Genomic DNA, 1,144 nt, shown 5'->3' with positions numbered 1-1,144 from the left:
GTCACGCCAGTGAACGATGTACCAGTGGTGCCGAACTATGAGTTTGTGATCAACGAAGACACGAGTTTAAATAGCCAAGTGGTGGCAACGGATGTGGACGGAAATCCCCTAACGTACGGGTTACTGACAGGTCCGGTGAATGGAACGGTGGTAGTAAATCCAGACGGAACCTACACGTATACGCCAAATGAAAATTACAACGGGGTAGATAGCTTTAGCGTCGTAGTAAGCGATGGCCAAGGAGGAACGGCGGTTTCAACCATTACAATTACGATTCTGCCAGTAAATGATCCACCAGTAGGTCCAGTGGTGGTGACGTTGGTTACCAATGAAGATACGCCAGTGTCGAGTCAAATTACAGCGTTTGATCCAGATGGAGAGGTGCTGACGTACAGCTTACAAGATCCGCCAACAAACGGAGTGGCTGTGGTAAATCCAGATGGTACGTTCACGTATACACCGAATGGCAATTATAATGGTCCGGATACATTTACGGTGTTAATAAGCGACCCGTCGGGCGCATTTATAGTGACAAATGTATTTGTGACGGTCACGCCAGTGAACGATGTACCAGTGGTGCCGAACTATGAGTTTGTGATCAACGAAGACACGAGTTTAAATAGCCAAGTGGTGGCAACAGATGTGGACGGAAATCCCCTAACGTACGGGTTACTGACAGGTCCGGTGAATGGAACGGTGGTAGTAAATCCAGACGGAACCTACACGTATACGCCAAATGAAAATTACAACGGGGTAGATAGCTTTAGCGTCGTAGTAAGCGATGGCCAAGGAGGAACGGCGGTTTCAACCATTACAATTACGATTCTGCCAGTAAATGATCCACCAGTAGGTCCGGTGGTGGTAACGCTGGTTACCAATGAAGATACGGCAGTATCGAGTCAAATTACAGCGTTTGATCCAGATGGAGAGGTGCTGACGTACAGCTTACAAGATCCGCCAACAAACGGAGTGGCAGTGGTAAATCCAGATGGTACGTTCACGTATACGCCAAATGAAAATTATAATGGTCCGGATACATTTACGGTGTTAATAAGCGACCCGTCGGGCGCATTTATAGTGACAAATGTATTAGTAACGGTTACGCCAGTGAACGATGCACCAGTGGTGCCGAATTATGAGTTTG

1 protein-coding gene is annotated in these 1,144 nt (G+C 47.3%); it reads left to right on the top strand.

Features of this window, described 5'->3' with window-relative positions; all coding sequences use genetic code 11:
* A partial coding sequence (locus ACH6EI_RS27745) for a tandem-95 repeat protein (protein WP_397378512.1) occupies positions 1-1,144 on the top strand: 1,144 nt, incomplete at both ends.

It is taken from the genome of Priestia sp. JSM ZJ58 (assembly GCF_044383985.1).
Taxonomy (GTDB): domain Bacteria; phylum Bacillota; class Bacilli; order Bacillales; family Bacillaceae_H; genus Priestia; species Priestia zanthoxyli.
Note: the sequence above shows the minus strand (reverse complement) of the source record. Positions and strands in the feature narration are given on the sequence as shown.